Source organism: Mediterraneibacter catenae (genome assembly GCF_008691045.1).
In the GTDB taxonomy this organism is placed as follows: Bacteria; Bacillota; Clostridia; order Lachnospirales; family Lachnospiraceae; genus Mediterraneibacter; species Mediterraneibacter ornithocaccae.
Genome location: NZ_VMSO01000003.1, coordinates 78823 through 101147, shown reverse-complemented (window position 1 = coordinate 101147; position 22325 = coordinate 78823). Strand labels below are relative to the sequence as shown.

Here is a 22325-nt window from a genome sequence, read left to right as displayed (position 1 = left end):
TCTTATAGTTCTTCCGGCCTGAATATGGTGTATTTTTGCTTATTCCTGCGCCGCTTCTATGATCTCTTCCGGGAATCCGGCAAACTCCAGCAGCTTCACGGCATTCTGTGAAGTTGCCGGTCCTTCCAGAATCTTATAGCTGAATACAATGTCGTCCTCCCCGATTTCCTCACTGAAATGATAATTGAGATAATCATCCCCGAGAAGTTCCGTCAGCTCTTTGTCATGTGTAGCCACAAGTGCAATACAGTTCTTATCTCTGAGATATTCCAGAATCGCCCTGGAGGCGCGGATACGCTCTCCGGTATTTGTTCCCCGCAGGATTTCGTCAATCGCACATATTGTCATTCTCTCATCCGTGAGACTCTCTAATATCCTTTTCAGATATCTGATTTCCCGGATAAAGTAGCTCTCTCCTGCCATCAGATCATCCTTCACTGCCATAGAGGTAATCACTTCGGCCTGGGGCATACTGAAGTATCTTGCCGCGCATGTATTGATAGACTGCGCAAGGACGGCATTGACCGCTGCCGCTTTTATAAACGTAGACTTTCCGGAGGCGTTCGATCCCGTAATCAGGCAGCTTCTCTCAAGAGTCAGATCATTTGCCACCGGATCTTTGATAAGCGGATGATACATTCCTTTCATCCCGAGTTTCTTTTCTCCTGTATATTCCGGGGTACAGCTCCACAGCAGACTCTTCCGGAAAGACGCCGTGCTTATCGCCACATCCAGATCTCCGATACATCTGTACACTGTCAGATAATTTTCCATATTTCCTATCAGGCGTTTCATGACCTTGTTGTATGTGGTGATCTGACAGAGGGTAATCCCCAGGATATAATCGAGAACTGCTCCTGCCGCATCTCCTGATATGGTGTTCTCCTTTTTAATACGGAGTATACGCTCTCCTCTGATTACGCCGCGAAGTTCTCCCAAAGCTCCTTTCAGTTCAGGAAACAGTTCAGCTATCCCCTTCTTTCCAGAGATGAGCTTCGCATTCCGGAGCAGGCTGACTGCTGTACCGACCAGTCCAAGCTCAAGAGTATGCTTCAGATTGAACCAGACATATACCGCCATATTGAGAGAGCACATAGCTACGAAAGGGACTAACGCCCTGTCAGCCGGAAGGATTGGTATTGCCACGAATGATGCAGCCAGCAGAATCTGCAGTACACGGTATATCCACTGGGACCTGAGGACGTAGGATTCTATACTGTCCAGATAGTCGGGAATGTAATAGGACGCGTCTCCCTTCCCGATATCACACAGCAGGAGCTCGATCTTCTCCCTCTCTTTCTCATCATTACTCCACGTACGCACGCGGCGTTCAAAGATCTGCCTTTCCTCAAGTGACATACGGTTCCTGCGCAGTCTCCAGTAGAGCACCTCTTCCCCTGCAGATGTATCACACTGGGCAATTCTCTGGAACACTTCATTCATCGACAGATCATTCCAGGTGATATCATCAATACCGGATCCGTCATTCACAATATTATAAAATCCTTTGACCGCATCATTCCAGTCTTTTACCTTCGGAATCTTCCCGAATTTTTCATGGATGTAGCTCTTCCTTCTGCGCTTCATATTATAGTATGATACTAACCATATCCCCATCACGAACAGGAAAACACCCAACAATGCCAGCAATGTAGACAGCATACGCGCGCCTCCTTTTTGTATTATTCTATTAATACAATAATGCCATTCGGAAGATTTGTCAATATTGCAAAAATCACTGGCGCATATACCCCGTCTGCGTTATAATACATGGGCGGAAATCCAAAAGAAAGAAAAGAAAGAAGTGAATGATTTGTTGCAATCAGATACAAAAGAAAATCCACTTGGCTTCAGAAGCATACCATCTCTGTTGAAGAGTTTTGCTATTCCCAGCATCATCGCCATGCTGGTCAGTTCTTTATATAATATCGTGGATCAGATTTTTATCGGCCAGGGTGTGGGATATCTCGGAAATGCCGCCACAAATGTATCCTATCCTCTGACTACCATCTGCCTTGCCATCGCCCTTCTGATCGGGATCGGAAGTGCCTCAAGATTTTCTCTCCATCTCGGGGCAGGCGAGAAAGACATCGCGGAAAAGGTTGTTGGAAATGGTATCTGCATGATGTTTACATTCGGCATACTCTATGCAGTACTTGTAGAGATCTTTATGTCCCCTCTACTCACCGCTTTCGGCGCCACGCCGGACGTTATGCCTTACGCCGAAACTTACTCCCGTATCGTTGCTCTCGGTATGCCTTTCCTCATTGTCACTAACGGCATGAGCAATCTGGCCCGCGCAGACGGAAGCCCGAAATACTCCATGACATGTATGCTGATCGGTGCCGTCATCAACACAATCCTCGATCCGGTCTTTATCTTCATCTTCCATCTCGGAGTAGCCGGTGCGGCGTGGGCGACTATCATCGGGCAATTCTTCTCATTTATATTTGCTTTGATGTACATAAGAAAATTTAAGAATATAACACTGAAAAAGAAAGATATCGGCCTGTCAGCAAAAGAATGTATCCAGACAGCCTCCCTCGGAATGAGCAACAGCCTGAATCAGGTGGCTATTACATTTGTACAGATTGTACTGAACAACTCTCTTACCTACTACGGTGCTATGTCCGTATACGGTAAAGAGATTCCTCTCGCTGCCTGCGGCATTGTCATGAAGACAAACGCCATTCTTCTGGCTTTCATCATCGGGATCTCTCAGGGATCACAGCCGATCATCGGGTTCAATTACGGCGCCAGACAGTATGACCGGGTGCGGAAGACATATAAGCTTGCCATCGCTGCTAATCTGGTCATCTCCGCGATAGGATTTATCCTGTTCCAGTTCTTCCCTTACCAGATCATCTCTCTGTTCGGCACTGGTGAAGCAGCCTATTTTGAATTTGCTGTAAGGTTTATGAGGATTTTCCTCTTTATGGTCATCTTTAACGGCATACAGCTCATATCGTCCAACTTCTTTGCAGCAATCGGAAAGCCGGTAAAGGGTCTCCTGCTATCCATGACACGGCAGGTCATCTTTCTCATTCCTCTCGTACTCATCCTGCCTCTCTTCTTCGGGCTTGACGGCATTCTGTTTGCAGGGCCGGCAGCGGACGGTATTGCATTCATTGTAACGATCTGCCTGATAGCAGGCGAAATAAAGAAAATGAAACAAATGGAAACAGAACAACGCTTATTAAAACAAGCTGCAAAATAGCAGCCTGTCTGTACAAAATGATGTTGGGGGCAAAAGCTCCCAACTAAGATGTCTACGGATTATGTTCATCTCACTTCCACCGGCATCATTACACACGCTTTAAACTGATCGCAGTCGATCTTTATGTCAAACTCCCCTCCGAGTGCTTTTACGTATGTGCTGACGATCGCCAGCCCCAGTCCGTTTCCGTCACTGGTGCGCGCCTTATCCCCGCGCGCAAATCTTTCCACAATATCCTCCTTCGTAAAATCCATCGGATATGCCGATGTGTTCGTAATCTCCATGCACAGTTTTTCCGTCAGCTTTCCATTCTGAGAAGCCGGTCTTCCAATATAAGTAGTTACGAACACTCTCGTTCCCTTCGCTGAGTATTTAAGTGCATTCTCCATTAGATTCTGGCAGATACGGTAGAAATAAGAATTGTCGGATACAATCTCCGTGCTTTCTTCCGTCAGGCGCGTAACAAACTCCAGACCGCTGTTCTTTATCTGATCATCCATGTCAGCAAAGATCTGCTCGATCATACGGTTCACCTCAAATTTCTCCGGATGGAGCTCCACATTTCCGCTGCTTGCTTTGGCAAGACTGAAAAGGCTGTTGACCATCTCTTTCAATTTCTCCGCCCTTTCGGAAATAACATCCACATAATCCCGTACTGTGTCGCTCAGCTCTTCCTTACGGATCAGCTCGATATATCCGACCATAGAAGTCAGAGGCGTCTTAAGATCGTGGGATACATTCGTAATGAGATCCACACGTAGCTGGTCGCTCCGTGAGACTTTCTCCAGACTCTTCTTCTCAATTTCCAAAGCCACGTCAAGCCTGCGCCGGTTGAGATTTTCCAGTTGCTCCATCATATAATCAAGCTGTTTCTTCCTGAATCGATTCAGGGTAGCCTCTGCCGCAATAAACTGAACCAGCGCGGTGAATATCATCACATATCCGGATGCATAGTTATAATAACCGCCATTTCCCCAATAAACCCCTCCATTCATGAGATAGGAGAGATACCAGGCCGCCATCAGAATCGCCGCAGCTCCCGCTATACGTATCTGACGTTCCACAGCCTTGCCGCGTTCTTTCCACTGCACGTAACTGTTGTCATCATCCGGCAGCCAGTCGCCAAACTTCTTGTTCAGCAGTTCATTCAGGCCAAACCATATTCCCGCTCCCAGCAGAAGATTTCCCAATATGCCGAAGAAGAATGCCTCTCCGGTTGGATGCCATCCGCGGTATGCGATAACGTTATAGAAAAAGGCGATGCCGCAGACAGCCGAAAGCCCCCCTGCCGCGCGCTTATAATAACGCCCGAAAAAACTTACCGCCTTTTCACTAATATTTTTCCATTTTATATCCAATTCCCCACACCACCTTTACATATCTTGGTTTCTTCGTATCAATCTCGATCTTCTCCCGGATATGGCGGATATGCACCATGACCGTGTTCTCCACACCGTATGTAGCTGTCTCCTGCCAGACATTCTCATAAATCTGTTCCGCTGAGAACACCTGCCCCGGATGTTCCATCAGAAGCTCCAGTATCTTGTATTCCGTGGCTGTCAGCCTGACTTCTTCACCCTCGACTTCGATCAGACGCTGCTTCTTATCCAGGATCAGACCACCGTTTACGATACGATCCTCATCCTGCTGAGGCACTCCCCCGCCCCATGCCCGGTATCTGCGCAGGTGCGCCTTGACCCGCGCCATCAGCTCCGCCGGATTATAAGGTTTCTCCACATAATCGTCCGCTCCCATGATCAGCCCCGAGACTTTATCGCTCTCCTCTGTCTTTGCCGACAGGATGATGACCGGTATCCTGTGTTTCTCCCTCAGCTTCATGAGGGTCGACAGCCCGTTCAGCCGGGGCATCATCACATCCAGCAGGATCAGGTCGATCTTGTTCTGTTCCAGTACATTCAGTGCCTGCATCCCGTCATAGGCGCTCATCACCTGATACCCTTCGTACTTCAGTAATTCCCCGATCGAATAGACGATTTCCTTATTATCATCCACGACCAGTATTGTCTCTTCTGCCATATCTGCCTCCCCTGTTTCTGTATTATAACAGTTCCGCCATCAGGAATGGCACATGCCAAACTGTTACTCTATATAGAATATAAAATCGCGGGCTTAAAAAATCCCCGATGTAAATCTTAAAAAAATCTTATATTCCCGTATATGGATATCAACTGCTTTCACTAATCCCATTGTAGAAGAAACAAGAAAAAAGTAAAGTCATTTCTGCCAATTGAAATAACTTTACTTTTTCTTTGCATTTTAATAAATTATTATCGCCCCGGACAGACGGCCTTTCTTATTACTCCTCTGCCATCTGTTTCACTCTTGCCAGTCCTTTTGACACCGCCGGTATGGAGATTATGATCACTGTAATAACACCCTCTACTAACAGATAGCTGTAATTATAGAGAATCGGATACAGACTTGCGAGCGCTTTCGGGAAGTTGTCCGGCATATAATCCATCCAGTACAGATACCCGCCGATGGCATGGAATGCGCCTCTTGCCAGTACCGCGATTATGTATCCCTTTACCAGACCGTATTTGCTCTTTGCAAAGAAGCCCGCCACGCCAAGTGCCGCAAAGGCAAGGATATAATCACAGCACACCTGGAAAAACGTCAGAACGTACGGTTCCTGGATGAACTGGATAATCCCGTATGCGAATCCAACAAGGATACCTGTCTTCACACCGTACCAGTTTGCGATCAGCACGATAAAGAGCATACTGAACAATGTCACGCTGCCGCCCCACGGCATCTCAAAGAGCTTGATGTAAGATGTGAGATACGCGAGCGCCAGAGCCGCGGCACAAAACACGAGCTGCTTCGTGCTCATCCTCTTTTGGGAAGAACTCTTTGACGCGAAAAACACTGCTGTCAGGAATAGTACGATCCCGACAACGATCGTGACGGCATAGCCTGCTGTCGTCAGGCCGCCTTCTGCATTAACAAGTAATTCAGACATAATAAAAACCCTCCTGTTCTCAGATTGAAAACAAAAGGGCCTAAAGGCACTCATAACATATCCCTACGTTGGCATTATCCAAATCAGGTTATGGGTCGAAGTTCTCAACTTCCTCTCAGCCTGTACTACAAGCTCCCCTTGTCATCAATCTTATGTAATTTTCCGGAACAGTCCGGCTCTCAAGCTGAACTGTTACCGGATTCTATAGTACATGCAGGGCGAAGAAATGTCAAGATTTGTGTATCAATGTTCCCATAGATTTCTGCACCTGTACGATCATGCTTTCCCCGACTCCCGTATATTTTTTTATGTCTGAGACAGACATTCCGCTCTTCAGCATATTCAATATAATCATAGCAACGCCCTCTTCTCGACCTTCTTCTCGCCCCTCTCTTACTCCATCCTGATATAATTCTTCTAATGCCTGACACATATCTATTCTTGCCTCCTTACCTGAAACTGCAAAGTCTTTTAACATATTTTCCGAATGCAGAAACGCTCTTAAAGCCTGATACGTTTCCACGTCTACTCCGGCAAAATAATCCCTGTTCTCATATATATAATCCTTTAGTTCCTTTTTATCTTGTCTGTATTTTAGCACGCCGAGTATCTGCTGTAAATCCGTGTGGAACATTCCTAAGTCTGAAATATTTCCGGCGTCCACAAGATTAATCCGATAATTCGGAACGTATTTGCACAAGATTCTCCCTTCCTCAGTCTGCATATTCATTCCGAACATTCCATACAGGTCCTCCGCTCCGGCATCACTCCCACAGATATCATGCACATAAAAGGAGACTTTTCCGAATACGACCGCAGCGCATCCTGCTGGATACAGAATACAACCTGTTCCGCGGCAACATGCCCGACGCACAGATCAACGCCCTGATCGAGAAGAGCTTCCAGAGCGCTCTGGAAGGCAAGACGGATTTCTTCTCCGCCGGTTTCTTCTCCGATGCTGTCCTGATTGGTATCGGTGCTCCGGTCCATCTCTTCCTGGAACCGGTAGCGCGCATGCTCCACACCCGCGCGGTCATTCCGGAGCACGCCTCTGTCGCAAATGCCGTCGGCGCCGTTGTTGGAAATGTCTCCGCCAGTGTCACCGCACAGATCCGTCCGGATCCGGTGTCTGCTGAGAATTTCCGTGTCATCACACAGGAAACTTCTGCCGTCTTCTCTGATTATGACGAAAGCATGGCATATGCCAGGGAACAGATCGAGAAAACTGCGGAAGAGCTCCTTATTCAAAAAGGAGGCAAGCCGCCGTTTTCCACTTCTTTCTCACAGAATAAGCAGGAAGCTCCCGTTGACGGAAGCATGCTCTTTCTTGCAGAATATATCACAGTAACTAAAACAGGGAAAGCCTTCTGACTTTCCCTGTTTTTGACTTCATTTTATTCAAAGTACATATATTCCATATAGAATTCCTGAAATTCTTTATCGTTGGAAAGCTGTACTTCCTTCGACATATCAGCCAGAGAGCGCAGCCGTTCTTCCACATCATTATCTGTCAGAGCCTTCACCGTTCCTTTCAGGCAGGTATTTCCCGCCGCCGAGATCTTGTCCAGACACTCTCCCGGCAGAAGGCCGATATCCGCCGCTTTGCGCACATCCATCTGATAACCGAATCCTCCGGCGATATAGATATGATCTATGTCTTCGTAACCAACGCCGTATTTCGAGATCAGCGTCTCCAGACCTGCACGCACAGCTGACTTGGCAAGCTGCAGTTCTCTCACATCTTTCTGATAGAACCGGATACCGCCGTTCTTTTCTGACAGGAGAAGGCCGTCCTCAAAGTACGGATCATCCATCAGTCCGGTCTCGTCCATGATCTCCTCTTTCTTAAGCTCATACACGGCATCAATGACTCCCGTTCCACAGATTCCCCGCGGCTCTTCATTGCAGATCGTCTCCAGTTTTACGTTTTCTCCGTCAAGCTCGATCTTGCAGATCGCACCCGGGATACTTCCGGTACCGCATACGATATTTCCGCCCTCAAAGGCCGGACCCGCGGCTGTCGATGTCACCAGAATGCGGTCCTTACACCCGATCGCCATCTCGCCGTTAGTACCGAGATCCACCAGAACGCACGGCTTCTCTCTCTTATCGAAATCCAGAGCATACATCCCGGCCGTGATATCTCCGCCCACATAGGTGGATACGCCCGGACAGATCATAATATCAAAATCCTGCTCCTGTGTCCCGAGAAGTTCTCTGCTCGTTGTATGGGTGAGCGAGATGTCCACCGGTGTAAACGGATACACTCCGAGTGTTTCACAGGAATAACCCATGAGAAGATGAATCATTGTGGAATTTCCGCCGATCACCATGCGGCTGACCTGTTTATCCCTGCCTTCTGTAAGCCTGAGCAGTCCTGTCAGAAGCTGCTCACAGATACTCTTCCTGAGTTCTTCCTTCTGCCCTGCATTGGATGCCTCTATCCTGCTGATCACGTCCGCGCCGTACGCCCTCTGCCTGTTGATATCTGTAAACACATCAGCCGGCCTGCCTTCCGGCAGTTCAAGAAGCTGCATGGCGATCGTTGTTGTTCCGATATCCACCGCTATACCGTAGGAATAAAACTCAGCTTTGCCAGAGCTCTGCTCTTCCTCAGTCCCCTCATCGGTGAGAACGAAGAACCCGCTGCTTTCCCGCTCATCTACGACAACTGTGCACGCCCGGCCGGGATATGCTTTGCATGCAAGCCGGTATCCGTCTTTCAGTTTGTCTCCCGGGAAGAACCGTCTGTCCTCCTCCGAGGGCTCCACGCATCCTTTTATAAAACGCACGCTGCATTTACCGCATGTACCTCGCCCGCCGCACATAGCCGGGATGAAAATGTCATGTTCCTGCAGCGTCTTCAGGAGAGAATCCTTCTTCCTGCCTTTTATGACAGTTTCCTGATTCCCTTTCACAACCTTTATCTGTACGGACGGAAGGTTTCTTCTCTTACAGGTAAGATTATTACATTTGCTACAGTCATGTTCAGGATGATAACGCTTCGTATTGTCATCAAGCAGATAGACATGGCAGACCGTCTTGACCGGATCATACATGAAGCTTGCTTTGATGCCGATCCCCTCTTCACCGGCCCGCGTCACTTCCCAGGCTCTCTTCTGGATACTCATGGGAAGATCCTGGGGCGCCTCGGCTCTTCCGGCAATTCCTCTGCCGCGCTCTCTGCACATAGCCACGACCGTCCCCTGAATCGCATCATCCATCTGAAAGAGATAGTCGTCCGCGATGGCGTCCGCAAGCATTCCACCGAGATAATCGCCCTGCGCAAACAGGCTCGTAGACCACTCGCCCATCTCTTTGCCGATACTGCAGACGCCGAACAATGCTTCCTTCACCTTTTTCCCGTCCGCTTCTATGCTGTATCCTTCCAGACTGCCGAATTCAAGAAGCGCTACCGGCCTGATCTTCTCATACGCCTGCGGCAGCATCTCCTCAAGTTCATCCATGATCTCCTCATACAGGTCGCCCGTCTTGTCCCCGTCGAGGAATGCGCAGACATTCTCTGCCGATATCTTAATATCAAAATCTGTTATCTTCATCTGTCCGTCTCCTGCTATTTCCCATGTCAGTTCATCGGCTGGAGCGTCCGAAAGACTTTACTGATACGCCAGTCCGGTCCGTGTCATTTGCAAAAACAAACCGATAATAATAAAAACTCCTTTTATACCAAAAAGAGTTTCCGCTGACATGATCCTTATTCATTATATCATAGCTCATCTCCTGCCCAAGATAAAGCTATATTATCAAGTATCCTGACTCGCAGTTCATCCTCCGGACATCCTTCTCACCTTTTCAGGCAATGGTTCTTTCGTCCTTCGTCCCTGCTGACAGTAGGGGCAAGCCTGTACCGGATTCTCACCGGTTTCCTTGTTCCGCAGTCAGCGGATCAGTCCTGTTTCTTCTCCAGAACTACTTTCTTGGCAACTTCAGCGCATGACGCTGCATCCGGTGTATAGTAATCTGCTCCGATCTGCTCGCAGAAACTGTCATTTACCGGAGCTCCGCCGATCATCACGATATACTTGTCGCGAAGTCCTCTCTCATTGAGAAGGTCGATACAATCCTGCATCTTCGGCATAGTCGTCGTAAGAAGTGCGGACATACAGATAATATCTGCTCCGATTTCCTCTGCTTTGTCAATGTAAGCTGACGGTTCCACGTCAACGCCCAGATCGCAGATCTCGAATCCTGCTCCTTTTAACATCATAACTACCAGATTCTTACCGATGTCATGAAGGTCTCCCTGAACAGTTCCGATAACTGCTTTCCCAACCGGCTCGTTTCCGATCTCTACCAGTTTCGGCTCAAGCACTGTCAGACCTGCATTCATCGCTCTTGCAGCAACAAGAACTTCCGGCACGAATACTTCATTGTTTTTAAATTTTGCGCCGATGATCATCATACCTGAGAGAAGTCCTTCGTTCAGGATCTCTTTGGGATCCAGATTCTCATCCAGCGCCTGCTGTACAAGTGCCTTAACGTTTTTTGCTCTTCCTTTCTGGAGATATTCAGAGATTTCCTCAATCAGTCCCATGATAGATGTTACCTTCCTTTCCTCTTTTTTATGTTTCCTATTATATATAACGCAATGTATTTTTTTTGCAATTATTTCAGATAATTAGTATTTATTAAGCGGAACATCCGCAGTCCCGTGCCGAGCCGGGAATTTATGTGATAACTGACTATTTTCCCTCGTAGAACTCTTTCACCGCGTCAAAGAATGCCTGAATATTCTCAAGTGGAGTCATCGGCGGGATATCGCAGCCGCTGCCAATAACGAAGTTCGGATATTTGCTGCATCTCTCCAGAAGTTCAAGAGTCTCTTTGCGCATCTGCTCCGGTGTTCCGTTGCGGAATGTTCCTGCCGGATCAATATTTCCTGTCACAATGCTCTCCTGCGGAATTGCTTTCAAGGCCTCTTCAATATCTACAGCGTTGCCAATGCTGTATGCGCCTGCATTGATCTCACGGATATTGTCGAGGAGCGGTACTACGCTGCCGCAGTTATGGTACAGTACCGCAAAGTTATCGTCTCCCACACTCTCGCGAATCCTCTTTACATACGGAGTGGAGAATTCCTTGATCAGATTCGGAGAAAGAAGTCCTGCTGCCGGCTCAGCGATCGCGATTCCGTTGGCTCCTGCCTCTTTAAATGCCTGTGCATATTTGATCAGAAACTCTGTCGCTTTCTCCAGAACTATCTCGACCACCTCAGGATCTTCATATGTCATGATCATGATCTCTGTCATGTCAAGAAGTCTTCCTGCCAGAGAGAACGGTCCGATAATACCTGCCAGGACCGGACGGTCTGTGATCATCTCAGATACTTCCTTGATTCCCTTTACGCACTCTCCGGTACGTCCTGCCCCTACTTCCGGAACTTTCAGTGCTTCCGCCTCATCCTCGTCATGTACGAGCGCCGCTGTAACTGTCGGCACCTCATCCTCGCTGTAATGTACCGGGCTTCCGAAAGCCTCAGCTTCAACAGAAAGATCCATAAGGCTGAACGCCGCGCCTGTATCAAACTTGTCTGCGATTGCTTTCATACATACTGCCTGAAGATGTCCGTCACGTACCATCTCATCTACAGTATGTCCTGTCAGCTGCACCCCCGGGAATGACAGGATCGGCATTGCCTTTTTCGTCGAAGAACTGATATACTCTGCTGCCCACTGTTTCATATCAAATTTCATGATTGATTCCTCCTGCTACGTTTCGTCTCTAATGGGAATTATAGCAATTATTTAAGATCAATCTGGCAATTCTTTTACTATTTTTGTATTTATTAAAGATATCCGTTTCTGTTTCCTTAAAATATTTTTTCAAATTCATGTCTCACTGTTCCCGTATCCCTGAATTGTTCCTCCGGTTCCAGCAGCTTCTTCAGGAACTCTCTCTGCTCTCCGGTAAGCGGCAGCTCCTCATGCCACGGCCGGCTGCCTTTCCCGTCATATCCGGAGTACAGCAGATACAGGATCACATTTGCGGCGCGCGCATAATCCAGGCTGAATCTGATATTCTCCCCGTCCGCATATCGGGCAAGTCCGAAATCCAGCAGAGATATCTTCTCTCCGTCGTCGGTCACATTTGCGACACTGATATCGCCGTGCACGACATTCCGCCCATGGAGATACTCCAGCACTTCAAACATCTGCGAACCTATCCGGTATATTTCTCCGGAGGTAAATATCTTCTTCCTGTCAAACAGCCACTGCTCCAGCGTCAGACCTTCTTTATATTCAAGAACAAAATAGTATCCCTGCCGGTTATTTATCACTCCCAGCAGCTCCGGTACTGCAGGATGCTCCAGCCCTGACAGGATCACCGCCTCGTAATGGTTCGCATTTTTATTCTTTTTCCACATGCGCGCGCGAAATTTTTTGAGGATCACTTTCTTTCCGTCGGGATCAAGGGCAAGAAAGCATACACCGTAGCGCCCTTTCCCAATGCAGGACGCTACGGTGTAGTCTCCGATCTTTTTTCCTGTTTTTACAGAACACATCACTGTACTTTACTTCCGCACTCAGAGCAGAACTTTGCTCCCGCAGGCAGCGGCCTGCCGCAGTTGGGGCAAAATGCAGCATTCGAAACCATCTTCTCCCCGCATGACAGGCAGAACTTGGATCCTGCCGGAACGGATGCTCCGCAGTTCGGACATACTGCCTGTCCTGCCGCTGACGGTGTGTTCGGCTGAAATGTTCCCTGTCCTGCTGCCGGATTCTGCTGATATGCCGACTGGTTCGCCGGTGCCTGGCCGTTGTACCCCTGATTCGGATACGGCTGATTTGAATACCCCTGGTTCGGATATCCCTGATTTGAATACCCCTGGTTTGAATACCCCTGATTTGGATATCCCTGGTTCGGGTATCCCTGATTCACATATCCGTATCCGCTATAGCCGCCGGAACCCGAAAAGCTTCCCATCCCCGGGATCATACCGAACAATCCTTTTTTCCTGTAATGTTTTCCTCCCATGTTAGGATTCGGATAGCGTCTTCTGCTGCTGGAACCTGAAAAAAATCCGCTCATAAACTGTTATCCTCCTGTCTGCTGATTGATTATAAATAGAATATATCGTAATTACACCAATGCTGGCAATAGAGGTTATGGAAATAACAGAATTTTCACACTTTCTTTACACTTGACAGACAACACTGAATCTTATCACCTAATAACTATCATTTTCTTTGTGTCGTCCGCTTTCACGACCTTTTTCGGGATATTGACAATCTGCACTTTTTATGCTAATTTTCTATATTATAAGTTTAGCACTCTCTCTATTTGAGTGCTGACAACTTAGCAACGATGTCATTCATTCTGCTGCAAGGAGGATTTTCTATGTTCATTCAACCTATTTATAATATACTTCTCCTGCCGGATGTTACTTATTATTTTAAGAAAGATTTTTTTGCCGGCAGATCAGATGACTTGAAATCTGACACCGATATTTTATTCGCGCTGCTGAAAAACGACACTGAAAACGGCATGCTTAAGCCGGATGACATCTATCCGGTAGGACTTTCTGCAAAGATTGAAAATATCAGCGATGAGGACGTAGTTCAGATCCGCACTGTCGACAGGGTGAAAATCACCGATCCGGTAATCGAAGACGGTGAAATACTCGCCTCCTTCTCTGTCCTTCCATCCGTCGAAGATATGCCGGAAGAAGAACAGGAGAAAACATTTGCAGAACTTCGTTCTGATCTGCTCAAATTCGTGCAGGGTTATCAGTGGGGACTGTGGGCAAGAGGGTTTATCCTTCAGAGAAAGAATATATTTGATCTGGCATCCGCTCTTTCAGAATATCTGAACCTGACACCTGATGATAAATATCAGATCCTTGCTGCTGACTCCATCAGAGAAAGGTGCAGCCTGATCATCCGCGCTGTCAGAGAGTTCATGGAGATCGCACGGGTTTCTTCCGAAGCACAGGAAGCTCAGAAAGGCGATCAGGAACAGCTCTACCGCGAAGCCGCGCTGAAGAAGCAGATCGACTATCTCCAGAAAGAACTGGACGAGATGCATCCTGAGAATATATCCGACGTAAGGAAATTTGAGAAAAAGATTCAGGAGTCCGGAATGAACAAAGAGGCACGGCGTGAGGCGGATAAAGTGCTGAACCGCATGCGTCAGGAAGGCAAAGAGAGCCACGAGTACGGACTCCTCTATGACTATCTTGATTTTGTCACAAGCCTCTCCTGGAAAGCGCCGCAGTTCACTCCCATCGACCTGAAACGGGCAGAAGAGATACTTGACGAGGATCACTATGGCCTTAAAAAAGTCAAAGAACGTATCATCCAGCAGCTCGCGGTCATGGCGCTGAACCGGAAACAGTACGGTTCTATCCTGCTCTTCGTCGGCGCCCCCGGCACGGGCAAGACCAGCATCGGCCAGAGTATTGCAAAGGCCCTCGGCAGGGAATATGTCCGCATCAGCCTGGGCGGTATCCGCGATGAGGCAGAGATCCGCGGACACAGAAGGACTTATGTAGGGGCAATGCCCGGCCGGATCATGGAAGCAATGAAACGGAGCGGAGCCTCCAACCCTGTCATGGTACTGGACGAAGTCGATAAACTGGCTAAAGATTACGGCGGCGATCCGGCAAGCGCTCTGCTCGAGGTACTTGATCCGGAGCAGAACAACACATTTACGGACCATTACATGAACGTTCCCTATGACCTGTCAAATGTCCTCTTCGTATGTACGGCCAACACGACAGACACCATACCGGAACCTCTGCTGAACCGTATGGAGGTCATTTCATTCCCGGGCTATACTGCTGTTGAGAAATATCATATCGCGAGAAAACATCTGATACCAAAGGCAATGGAAGTTATGGGGATCAGAAAGAACATGCTCAAGATCACCGACGGTGCACTTCGCCAGATCATAGATGAATATACGATGGAATCAGGCGTGCGGGATCTGAAGAAATGCATAGAGACTATCTGCCGGTCTGCGGCTGTCGAACTGGTGAAAAACGCGCCTTCCGGAGATGAAGGCACTGACGCTGTTTCTGCTGAGAACAGTATCTCGGTCACAAAAAGCAGCCTGACAGATTACCTCGGAAGAAAGCAGATCCACTCCGAACGCAAACTGAGTTCAAAGACTGCAGGCGTCGTGACCGGTCTGGCCTGGACACGCGCGGGCGGCGCGATCCTCTTCATAGAGACAAAGCTGACAGAAGGGAAAGGGAAGCTTACGATCACCGGGCAGCTCGGCGATGTGATGAAAGAATCCGTCCAGATCGCCCTCAGCCTTGTAAAATCACTTTACCCGAAGGAATGTAAAGTATTTGAAAATCATGACCTGCATATCCACGTTCCCGCAGGCGCCGTGCCAAAAGACGGCCCCTCCGCCGGGATCACTCTCACCACAGCTCTCGCCTCTCTCGTCACAGGCAAGGCTGTTGATACCGACATCGCCATGACCGGTGAAGTCTCCCTGCGGGGCGGCGTCATGCCGATCGGCGGCCTGCCCGAGAAACTTATGGCAGCACAGAGAGCAGGTATTAAAAAGGTGTTTATCCCTGAAGATAATGTGGAAGATCTGGAAGATGTAGCTGAGGAAGTAAAAGAAAAACTGGAAATCATTCCGGTAAAAAAAGTAACGGATGTATTGAAAAAAGCACTGGGGTAAACCCCGGTGCTTTTTACGAAAGCAGTTCTCTTACCATCTCTGCATCAAATGCCACAGAATCCACATGCTCGACTTCGATCTGATACAGTGCGTTCGCAGCAATGTGCTCTGCCGCCTGCTCCAGATCACGGATACCGCTCGTATCTCTGTGCAGATCGATAACTGCATCGAGCCCGTCCGGCGTAAGGACACATTCATTCTCTCTCATGCCGATCCGCTTCAGAACTTTCGGGAGTGCATATTTTGAGAAAATGACTTTCTTCTCTTCCGGAGTATAGTCCGGAATCTCGATCACGGCAAATCGGGACATAAGCGGCGCACTGATCTGGTCTTTGTCATTCGCCGTCGCAATAGGATATACACCCACAGTCGGAATCATACACTCGATATAGTTGTCCGTAAACCCAAGATTATCAAGCAGAGTCAGAAGGACATCGGCCGGATTGCCGTTTCCTTTTCCCGCTGCCGCCTTGTCAAGCTCATTGATGATAAATACAAGGTTGGACTCTCCCGCCATGGAAAAGGCATCCATGATAATACCCGGCTTTGCGTTGGCATATATTCTGGAGCTGCCGGTGAGCTGTTCCGGATCGTTGATAGAGCTCATGTCAAGCGTCGTCCAGGGCAACTTTAAGATGCGCGCTACGGCATAGGCGATCTGGGACTTTCCGGTTCCTGCCGGACCGATCAGAAGCAGTCCGTATGCCGGCAGCGTATGTGTGCGGTTGATCTGGATGATCGTCTCGATGATCCTCTGTTTTACCCGTTCCATGCCGTACAGTTCCTCGTCAAGTATCCTGCGCGCTTCTTCGGGATCGATCGCCTCAAAGTAGTTTCCCTTCCACTGAATATTCATCATGATGGAAAGCGCCCGCTGAGCATGCCGGCGCTCCTCCGCGGACACTTCGTGAGAACGTGCCACCGCCAGATTTCTCCGCGCCCAAAGCCTGATATTGTCTGGCAGAGTCCTGCCCGCGCAGTTCATAAAGTCCGTAATGCTCTGGATGCTGGTCAGCTTCATGCTGTCGCCGGTTTCCTCCTCATCCTCGTCCGGTATCTCCTCTGACGGAGCGTCGCTCGATAGAAGGCGCTCGATCATAAACTGCAGGAAACCGTCCTCGGCAGAGAGCTTCACACCGCCGCCGAACGCTATCTCACGGATCTTATATACTGCATAGCCGTCTTCCCGGACCGCACCGGAGAGCCGCACATTAATGTGATTCTCTCCGAGCCATTTGAGGAGGCTTACAAAGCGTGCATCGATCTGCAGGATATCCGCACTGACTGTCCCGTCCGCTCCCGCGAATTCAAAAGCAGTCCGTCTGATCGGATTTATAAAAACACCTGTGGAATGATGCTTCAGTTCCCCCGCGCTGTTGTCGAGCACGAGAATCGGATGCTCCGCGGACGCCTCAGACTCACTTGAATAAAATACATTATAAGTACATACAGGATCTTTTGATCCTTCGGGTGAATTATTAAAATCAAAAACTGGCATAAAAATATACTCCTGACTTTTTCATAAAAATCTCTTACCAGTTTAGCATGAAAAAGTCAGGAGTACAATCAGGTCTTTACTATAAATACAGCTCTCAGAACTGCTCTGCCCACTTCTTAAGAGCTTCTGTAGACGGATTTCCGTTTAGGAGCTTTCCTTCTCTGATCACAGCGCCCGGGCAGCTTCCTTCAAGATCTTTCGCCGTCTTTCCAAGACCGCTGCCTCCGGAAGTTGCGAACAGGATGATCGTCTTCCCTGAAAAATCATAGCTCTCCAGAAATGTATTGACGATCGTCGGCGCCGTGTACCACCAGATCGGAAATCCTACGAATATCCTCTCATATGCAGCGATATCCGCATCTGTATCCGCCAGTTCTGGCCGGGACGTTTTATCTTTCATCTCAATCGTACTGCGGGAATTCTTATCCATCCAGTTCAAATCCGCGCTCGTATAAGGTACCGCAGGTCTGATCTCGTAGAGATCTGCCTCCGCCGCTGCGGCCAGAGTCTTTGCCACGCGCTCTGTCACACCGCTCGCTGAAAAATATGCAACTAATGTTTTACCCATAATCTTCCGCCTCCTGTATGGCATATACTGCCTTTTACTTTAGTGTAGCTCTGGAATCGTTATTGGGCAAATATTTAGATTGAATACCCTCCCATGCCTGAAAGTTATATTTCCACTGTCACCTGCACTCCGTCTTCCGTATTGGCAATCTTAAGCTTCATCCTGTACGCACGGAAAATCCGGTCAGCCAGATACAGGCCGACACCCAGATGTTTCTCCTGTCCGCCGCGGCTCTTGTCTCCCGTATAGAAAAGCTCGCATACCCTTGGCAGACCCTCCGGAGATATCTTCTCCCCGGTGTTCTCGATCACACATCGAGCCTTCTCTATGTCTATGTTGATCTTCCCCTCATACCGGTTGTGATCGACCGCATTTGCGATCAGATTTCCGAAAGCTTTTTCAAGGAATCTTTTGTCCCCGCTGATCACAAGGTCTTCCCCGCAGCTTATCCTGACCTCGATCTGCTTTTCTTCAATCTGTGTATCGTATGTACTATGAAGCTCCCCGATCAATTCTCTGACAGATACCGGTTCTTTCACCGGCCGGTACTCTCCGGAATCCAGTCTGGAGATAAATACCATCTCTTTTACCATGTCGTCCATCTGCTCCGTCTGCCCGATAATCTGTTCCAGATAATACTTCCTCTTCTCTTCGTTTGTATTCTCCTCCAGATTCTCCGCAAATCCGCGGATCACGGCAAGAGGCGTCTTCATCTCGTGGGCGATCGCATTTGTGAAATCTCTCTGCCGCTCTTCCAATATCGCCCTCCTGCGAAATGTTTTTTCAACGATCCAGAGCACCAGTCCGGCACTGAGCAATGTCAGGGCGCCTCCCCAAAGGTAGATATTCTTCAGGGAATCAAACGCTTCCTTCCAAGGGTACTCAACCGACCTGATCACAAGCGTATAGTCTGGCACGTTGTAGTCCTCGCCAAGAAACAGTTGCGCAGACGTCTCTGTCTGCCGGACAAGGCCACCGCTGCTATACAGAAAACGTGGTTCCGAGTATGTTTCCGGATAATTCTGGAGATACTCCTCAGCCATCCACTCATGCCATCCGTCTATCCCCCTGTTTTGCTCCATTCCCGGGAAATAGCACGCTACATTCTGGAGCCGGTTCAATGCCGCATCAGATATACTGTCATTCTCCCTGACCGAATCCTGAGCCCGGTCTGCCGGATCTGTTTCTTTCTGATCCATATTTTCCCACTGCCATGCCGGTCCGATATTTCCTGCTTCCTTTACATCCTCTGTGGAATAAAAGAGCCGTCTCACGCTGATGGCTCCAAGCCCGTTTCCCACAGCTGTTTTAGCTGCCTTTATCTCATACGTTACCCCCGCATACTCATGAGGCTCATAATTCTCTCCCTCGTATCCTGCCAGGGTCTCTATTTCTTCATCCGACAGGTAGTCTGACAACGGCCAGCTCACTGTGGCTGTCCCGGTCTCATCTTCGACCTCCGCAGTCAGCAGATTTGTACTCTTAGCAGCCAGATTGCCATCCGCGTCATAAACCGCCGCCGAGATCCGCTGATACTCCGTGCTGTTTACAAGAGCAGCAACAGTGACTTCCTCATATAATTTGTGGATCTGCCAGTCATCCCCGGCTCCTTCCGCGGTATCGTCCGCTGAAATCCGTTCTGCCTGTGCTTTATAACGCATATTATCCCAGATTCCCTGCTCAATCTTTACAATTTTTCCCCAATAGTCTTTCTGCCTTCCCAACTGGTCCACCCAGGTAGCCAGCAGCATGCTCAACACGTACACAGCCGCAAAAGCAAGGATCAGGAAGGCTCTCAGTTTTCCTCCTGTATAGCCCCGAAAAGCTGATCGTTTCTTATCTGCCTTCTTATCTTTTTCCACTCTCATATCGACACCTCCATCCTGTAACCAGTGTTTCTCACGGTATGGATCCGGCATGTGCTCCCTTCCAGAGCTTTCCTCAGCTTTTTGATATGATTGTCCACGACGCGCTCATTTCCCTCAAAATCGTACCCCCACAATCGAGTCAGAAGCTGATCCCTTGTAAAAGTCCGGTTCGGATTCCTGAGGAAAAGGAGAAGCATCTCATACTCCTTCGGCGCAAGCGGGCAGTCCATCCCCCGGACAGTGACACTCCGGGTGCGCACATTCACTGTCACACTGCCTTTGACTATAAGATCCGCTAAATAGGTGCCCCTCACACGCCCTGTCATCGCCATAACCTTCGCATAGAGCACTGGCAGCGAGAACGGTTTGGTGATGTAGTCATCCGCGCCTACAGCATAACCGTTGAGTTCGTCCTCCTCCATCACACGCGCCGTGATAAAGAACACCGGCGTCTCCGTCATCTCCCGGATCTTTCTGCACACGGAGAATCCGTCCCTGCCGGGAAGCATCACATCCAGAAGGATCATCTGATAAGATTTCCGCTCTGCCTTCTCCACCGCGCTGTCGCCGTCATACACAACGTCTGTCTCCCAGCTCTTTCCGGTAAAATAATCACTCACTGCCTCAGCCAGAAGCCTGTCATCCTCCACGATCAAAAGCTTAAGTTCCATATCCGTTTCCCCTCTCCGGTATATTTCTTTGTTTCTAATGCAAGTGTACAGGCTGATTATATCTTTTTCGTATCTTATTGGCAAAAAAGATTTTAAACAATTTTTGATTTATTGAATGAAATTCCCGGAGTAAATCGTATTAATTATGAAAACTGAAAAGGCTGCAAAAATATCATTAATGTATAGAAGGAGGAGGAATATATATGAAAAAATCAACAGCCGCTGTTATCGTATCAGCTCTCGTAATCACACTGGGAGGTACAACAGCACTTGCATTCGGTCAATCCGGACGAGCCGGATATCAGAACAGTGTAGATAGAACTGCTGACATGGTCTATAATCAAAACTGTAAATGTGGTTACTGTGAAGAGTACGGTCACCAATACACCGATACTGATAATGACGGAGTCTGTGACTACTGCACCCGGAATTATGAATCAGTATCTGATCAGGGCGTAAACGGATATCACTGTATATCGGGATCTTCCTGTAATGGAACCGGCCACCACGCAGGTCACCGTTACGGTCACAGATAATAAGAAACGGGGAAAGAGTTATGCGCAGCCAGGAAGAAGCCTGCCGGGCAATCGATCTGTATGCGGATACGGTCCGCAGGATCTGTATGGTTCATCTTAAAAATTACAGCGACACAGAGGACATATTTCAGACGGTATTTTTGAAATATGTTCTCCATACTGCTCCTTTCGACAGCCCGGAGCATGAAAAGGCCTGGATAATCCGGGTGACGATCAATGCCTGCAAAGACTTTCTAAAGAATGTGTTCCGCTCCAGAACTATTCCGCTTGAGCATCTGATCGAAACTCCTTCGGCTCCGGATACGGCTCACTCTGATTTGATTGAAGCAGTCCTCTCACTGCCCGAAAAATACAAGGATGTGATTTACCTTTATTATTATGAAGGTTACTCGGCAGCCGAGATAAGCAGTATCCTTAAAAAGAAAGTAAATACCGTATATACACTTCTGACACGCGCCAGGCAAATCCTGAAGAAACAACTGGAAGGGGTGGTTGATAATGAATGATAAATGGAAAGCTGCCTTTGACCAGATTCATGCGGAGGAGGCGCTCAAGGTCCATACAAAAGAATACCTTTCAGAGAAAATCTATAGCCGCAAAGCAGCCCCCCATCCCGTATTCCGGCATGCCGTATCTATAGCTGCAGGACTGGTTCTTCTGTTTTTCATCGGCGGATCGTGGATCTTCATGACTCCGACTGCTTATATCAGTATCGACATCAATCCTTCGCTGGAACTGGGTATCAACCGTTTTGACCGTATCATCTCAGTAGAAGGCTATAACGAAGACGGAGATAATCTGGCTGAATCTCTGAATATTACATTTATGAATTATAACGATGCACTGGCCGAAATTTTATCCATGCGCAGTATTGAAGACTATCTGTCTGGAGATGCGCTGATGTCGCTCACTGTAGCAGGAGACGATGAGACACAGTACAGCGAAATACTTGACTCTGTAGAGAACTGTGCCGCCGGTCATGAAAACATCCGGTGCCACTCCGGTGATACAGAAGAGATGCACGAAGCCCATGACGCAGGCGTATCCTTTGGCAAGTACCGCGCTTATCTGATTCTGCACGATCTCGCTCCTTCCATATCCCTGGATGACGTCCGCAGCCTGACCATGAGGGAGCTCTATGATCTGATTGATTCTTATGAAGATCAGGAAACCGGGAATGCTGATACTGAATCAGATGGAACCGAATCTGCAACAGAGACATCCGGCACAGACTGTAAAACAGACGGCCATACCGACAGGGAACACGGTCAGGACAGACAGCACCACAGGGAACGTGAAGAAGAGGAAACCGAATAACAGGTTT

20 protein-coding genes and 2 riboswitches are annotated in these 22325 nt (G+C 48.4%); of the genes, 6 read left to right on the top strand and 14 right to left on the bottom strand.

From position 1 onward, the window contains the following. Positions 1-39 precede the first annotated feature (39 nt). On the bottom strand, positions 40-1662 hold the full coding sequence (locus FNY66_RS03730) for a MutS-related protein (protein ID WP_150310343.1): 1623 nt from the start codon (positions 1660-1662) through the stop codon (positions 40-42). Between the two features lie 154 nt (positions 1663-1816). On the opposite strand from FNY66_RS03730, the gene FNY66_RS03725 reads away from it, so the two are divergent. Beyond that, entirely contained in the window at positions 1817-3217 is a 1401-nt protein-coding gene (locus FNY66_RS03725; protein WP_087150406.1) for an MATE family efflux transporter, read from the top strand. A gap of 65 nt (positions 3218-3282) precedes the next feature. Here the strand turns inward: FNY66_RS03725 and FNY66_RS03720 are convergent, their stop codons facing one another. From FNY66_RS03720 to FNY66_RS03705, 4 genes are all read right to left on the bottom strand, one after another. Then, positions 3283-4575, bottom strand: coding sequence for a sensor histidine kinase (locus FNY66_RS03720; protein WP_150310342.1), 1293 nt, complete (start codon positions 4573-4575; stop codon positions 3283-3285). Beyond that, positions 4550-5254 (bottom strand): response regulator transcription factor, encoded by a 705-nt coding sequence (locus FNY66_RS03715; RefSeq protein WP_150310341.1) that lies wholly within the window; start codon positions 5252-5254, stop codon positions 4550-4552. The genes FNY66_RS03720 and FNY66_RS03715 overlap by 26 nt, the downstream gene beginning before the upstream one ends. A 280-nt stretch (positions 5255-5534) precedes the next feature. Continuing rightward, positions 5535-6200: an energy-coupled thiamine transporter ThiT gene (locus tag FNY66_RS03710; RefSeq protein WP_087150282.1), complete on the bottom strand. Its 666-nt coding sequence runs from the start codon at positions 6198-6200 to the stop codon at positions 5535-5537. Between the two features lie 41 nt (positions 6201-6241). Further along, positions 6242-6349: riboswitch (TPP riboswitch) on the bottom strand. Between the two features lie 80 nt (positions 6350-6429). Next, complete coding sequence (locus FNY66_RS03705; protein WP_150310340.1) at positions 6430-6939, bottom strand: hypothetical protein; 510 nt, start codon at positions 6937-6939, stop codon at positions 6430-6432. Between the two features lie 122 nt (positions 6940-7061). Here FNY66_RS03705 and FNY66_RS03700 point away from each other — a divergent pair, with 122 nt between their 5' ends. Continuing rightward, positions 7062-7571 (top strand): hypothetical protein, encoded by a 510-nt coding sequence (locus FNY66_RS03700; RefSeq protein WP_150310339.1) that lies wholly within the window; start codon positions 7062-7064, stop codon positions 7569-7571. 23 nt (positions 7572-7594) lie between these two features. Here FNY66_RS03700 and FNY66_RS03695 read toward each other — a convergent pair whose 3' ends face one another. From FNY66_RS03695 to FNY66_RS03675, 5 genes are all read right to left on the bottom strand, one after another. Beyond that, positions 7595-9760 carry an ASKHA domain-containing protein gene (locus FNY66_RS03695; protein ID WP_229409441.1) on the bottom strand — a complete coding sequence of 722 codons (2166 nt, stop codon included), beginning with the start codon at positions 9758-9760 and terminating at the stop codon, positions 7595-7597. Between the two features lie 186 nt (positions 9761-9946). Beyond that, a riboswitch (cobalamin riboswitch) is annotated at positions 9947-10127 on the bottom strand. Then, the gene (locus tag FNY66_RS03690; protein WP_150310338.1) at positions 10108-10755 is read right to left on the bottom strand and encodes a corrinoid protein; all 648 of its coding nucleotides are present in this window, start codon (positions 10753-10755) and stop codon (positions 10108-10110) included. (Overlaps the previous riboswitch by 20 nt.) A 148-nt stretch (positions 10756-10903) precedes the next feature. Then, positions 10904-11914, bottom strand: a complete 1011-nt coding sequence (locus FNY66_RS03685) for a uroporphyrinogen decarboxylase family protein (RefSeq protein ID WP_087151193.1) — start codon at positions 11912-11914, stop codon at positions 10904-10906. Between the two features lie 116 nt (positions 11915-12030). Further along, complete coding sequence (locus FNY66_RS03680; protein WP_087151194.1) at positions 12031-12723, bottom strand: serine/threonine protein kinase; 693 nt, start codon at positions 12721-12723, stop codon at positions 12031-12033. Next, positions 12723-13250: a zinc ribbon domain-containing protein gene (locus FNY66_RS03675; protein WP_150310336.1), complete on the bottom strand. Its 528-nt coding sequence runs from the start codon at positions 13248-13250 to the stop codon at positions 12723-12725. Before FNY66_RS03675 ends, FNY66_RS03680 begins: the two co-directional genes overlap by 1 nt. Positions 13251-13559: 309 nt before the next feature. Here FNY66_RS03675 and lon point away from each other — a divergent pair, with 309 nt between their 5' ends. Next, positions 13560-15860, top strand: a complete 2301-nt coding sequence (lon, locus tag FNY66_RS03670; protein ID WP_150310335.1) for an endopeptidase La — start codon at positions 13560-13562, stop codon at positions 15858-15860. Positions 15861-15873: 13 nt separating this feature from the next. On the opposite strand, the gene FNY66_RS03665 is transcribed toward lon, so the two are convergent. The 4 genes from FNY66_RS03665 to FNY66_RS03650 form a co-directional block, all read right to left on the bottom strand. After that, entirely contained in the window at positions 15874-17358 is a 1485-nt protein-coding gene (locus FNY66_RS03665) for an AAA family ATPase (RefSeq protein WP_087151196.1), read from the bottom strand. Positions 17359-17452: 94 nt separating this feature from the next. Continuing rightward, positions 17453-17926 (bottom strand): flavodoxin, encoded by a 474-nt coding sequence (locus tag FNY66_RS03660; RefSeq protein ID WP_087151197.1) that lies wholly within the window; start codon positions 17924-17926, stop codon positions 17453-17455. 104 nt (positions 17927-18030) lie between these two features. After that, complete coding sequence (locus FNY66_RS03655) at positions 18031-19794, bottom strand: sensor histidine kinase (protein ID WP_190324767.1); 1764 nt, start codon at positions 19792-19794, stop codon at positions 18031-18033. Beyond that, entirely contained in the window at positions 19791-20465 is a 675-nt protein-coding gene (locus tag FNY66_RS03650) for a response regulator transcription factor (RefSeq protein ID WP_087151199.1), read from the bottom strand. The genes FNY66_RS03655 and FNY66_RS03650 overlap by 4 nt, the downstream gene beginning before the upstream one ends. A gap of 203 nt (positions 20466-20668) precedes the next feature. Here FNY66_RS03650 and FNY66_RS03645 point away from each other — a divergent pair, with 203 nt between their 5' ends. From FNY66_RS03645 to FNY66_RS03635, 3 genes are read left to right on the top strand one after another with little or no spacing between them, the layout of a single operon-like run. Further along, positions 20669-21001 carry a hypothetical protein gene (locus FNY66_RS03645; RefSeq protein WP_150310333.1) on the top strand — a complete coding sequence of 111 codons (333 nt, stop codon included), beginning with the start codon at positions 20669-20671 and terminating at the stop codon, positions 20999-21001. A gap of 20 nt (positions 21002-21021) precedes the next feature. Next, on the top strand, positions 21022-21507 hold the full coding sequence (locus tag FNY66_RS03640) for an RNA polymerase sigma factor (protein WP_150310332.1): 486 nt from the start codon (positions 21022-21024) through the stop codon (positions 21505-21507). Next, a complete protein-coding gene (locus tag FNY66_RS03635) occupies positions 21500-22318 on the top strand; it encodes an anti-sigma-I factor RsgI family protein (RefSeq protein WP_150310331.1) in 819 nt (272 codons plus the stop codon). Before FNY66_RS03640 ends, FNY66_RS03635 begins: the two co-directional genes overlap by 8 nt. Positions 22319-22325: the final 7 nt, after the last annotated feature.

Coding starts and splice junctions, on each gene's coding strand:
- FNY66_RS03730 (WP_150310343.1), bottom strand. CDS start 1,662: ATGCTGTCTACATTGCTGGCATTGTTGGGTGTTTTCCTGTTCGTGATG.
- FNY66_RS03715 (WP_150310341.1), bottom strand. CDS start 5,254: ATGGCAGAAGAGACAATACTGGTCGTGGATGATAATAAGGAAATCGTC.
- FNY66_RS03710 (WP_087150282.1), bottom strand. CDS start 6,200: ATGTCTGAATTACTTGTTAATGCAGAAGGCGGCCTGACGACAGCAGGC.
- FNY66_RS03705 (WP_150310340.1), bottom strand. CDS start 6,939: ATGTTCGGAATGAATATGCAGACTGAGGAAGGGAGAATCTTGTGCAAA.
- FNY66_RS03700 (WP_150310339.1), top strand. CDS start 7,062: ATGCCCGACGCACAGATCAACGCCCTGATCGAGAAGAGCTTCCAGAGC.
- FNY66_RS03695 (WP_229409441.1), bottom strand. CDS start 9,760: ATGAAGATAACAGATTTTGATATTAAGATATCGGCAGAGAATGTCTGC.
- FNY66_RS03690 (WP_150310338.1), bottom strand. CDS start 10,755: ATGGGACTGATTGAGGAAATCTCTGAATATCTCCAGAAAGGAAGAGCA.
- FNY66_RS03685 (WP_087151193.1), bottom strand. CDS start 11,914: ATGAAATTTGATATGAAACAGTGGGCAGCAGAGTATATCAGTTCTTCG.
- FNY66_RS03680 (WP_087151194.1), bottom strand. CDS start 12,723: ATGTGTTCTGTAAAAACAGGAAAAAAGATCGGAGACTACACCGTAGCG.
- FNY66_RS03675 (WP_150310336.1), bottom strand. CDS start 13,250: ATGAGCGGATTTTTTTCAGGTTCCAGCAGCAGAAGACGCTATCCGAAT.
- lon (WP_150310335.1), top strand. CDS start 13,560: ATGTTCATTCAACCTATTTATAATATACTTCTCCTGCCGGATGTTACT.
- FNY66_RS03665 (WP_087151196.1), bottom strand. CDS start 17,358: ATGCCAGTTTTTGATTTTAATAATTCACCCGAAGGATCAAAAGATCCT.
- FNY66_RS03660 (WP_087151197.1), bottom strand. CDS start 17,926: ATGGGTAAAACATTAGTTGCATATTTTTCAGCGAGCGGTGTGACAGAG.
- FNY66_RS03655 (WP_190324767.1), bottom strand. CDS start 19,794: ATGAGAGTGGAAAAAGATAAGAAGGCAGATAAGAAACGATCAGCTTTT.
- FNY66_RS03650 (WP_087151199.1), bottom strand. CDS start 20,465: ATGGAACTTAAGCTTTTGATCGTGGAGGATGACAGGCTTCTGGCTGAG.
- FNY66_RS03645 (WP_150310333.1), top strand. CDS start 20,669: ATGAAAAAATCAACAGCCGCTGTTATCGTATCAGCTCTCGTAATCACA.
- FNY66_RS03640 (WP_150310332.1), top strand. CDS start 21,022: ATGCGCAGCCAGGAAGAAGCCTGCCGGGCAATCGATCTGTATGCGGAT.
- FNY66_RS03635 (WP_150310331.1), top strand. CDS start 21,500: ATGAATGATAAATGGAAAGCTGCCTTTGACCAGATTCATGCGGAGGAG.